The organism is Bifidobacterium aemilianum (assembly GCF_003315635.1).
Classification (GTDB): domain Bacteria; phylum Actinomycetota; class Actinomycetes; order Actinomycetales; family Bifidobacteriaceae; genus Bifidobacterium; species Bifidobacterium aemilianum.
The window spans coordinates 1-506 of the sequence record NZ_PDCG01000054.1 but is presented as its reverse complement, the minus strand read 5'-3'; the positions used below and the strand labels follow the sequence as shown (position 1 = coordinate 506).

1 protein-coding gene is annotated in these 506 nt (G+C 71.7%); it reads right to left on the bottom strand.

Annotated features, from left to right (window positions below):
- A partial coding sequence (locus CRD60_RS08380) for a polyprenyl synthetase family protein (RefSeq protein WP_201737259.1) occupies positions 1-506 on the bottom strand: 506 nt, incomplete at both ends.

Below are 506 nucleotides of genomic sequence, written 5' to 3'. Positions count from 1 at the left end.
GACGAGGTCCGCCTCGGTCGCGTGGGCCACGTCGAAGTCGCCGAGGTCGTCGATGGTCTGGAAGGCCATGCCCAGGTGCTCGCCGAAGTCGTGGGCGGCGGCCAGAAGGTCGGGGGAGGGGTCGGACGTGCCCAGCTTGACGCCGGTCGTGGCCGCCAGGCGGAAGAGGGCGGCGGTCTTGCCGCGGATGGCGCGCTCGTAGTAGGCGCGGGTGACGGCCGTGTCGCCCCGGGCGGACTCCTGCAGGAGCTCGCCGCCCACGATCTCGCAGACCGTGCCGGCCTGCTCGCGGATGAAGGCCGTGTCCGGAGCGATGGAGGCCATGATCTCCATATAGCGCGAGAGGATCAGATCGCCCAGGTAGATGGCGGCCTTGTTGCCCCTGGTGGTGTGGACCGTGGGCCGGCCCCGGCGGGTGTCCGCGTCGTCGAGCACGTCGTCGTGGACCAGGGTGGCCAGGTGGAGCATCTCGATGGCCGCGGCCCCGGTGACCAGGGGGCTGTCGG